The sequence below is a fragment of the Aneurinibacillus sp. REN35 genome (genome assembly GCF_041379945.2).
Lineage (GTDB): Bacteria > Bacillota > Bacilli > Aneurinibacillales > Aneurinibacillaceae > Aneurinibacillus.
The window spans coordinates 1-206 of sequence record NZ_JBFTXJ020000074.1 but is presented as its reverse complement, the minus strand read 5'-3'; the positions used below and the strand labels follow the sequence as shown (position 1 = coordinate 206).

At 64.6% G+C, this 206-nt stretch carries 1 protein-coding gene; it reads right to left on the bottom strand.

The features are described 5' to 3' along the window. Window positions 1-206: WG repeat-containing protein (locus tag AB3351_RS23690; protein WP_371149566.1), on the bottom strand; the 206-nt coding region annotated here is incomplete at both ends.

Here is a 206-nt window from a genome sequence, read left to right as displayed (position 1 = left end):
GCCGTCTGCAGCGCGACCTTGCCGGATTTGTCGATGTACGCGAAGCCGTCGTCCAGCTCGACTGCCGCCAGACCGTTGCTGAAGGCGTAGCCTTGGCTGTATTGGGCCGGGATGGCGAATTCGCCTTTCGCGTTCAGATAGCCGAAGACGCCCGTCGACTCCTCGACCGTCTCGCCCGGCTGGGTCAGCAGCGTCTGAACGAGCGC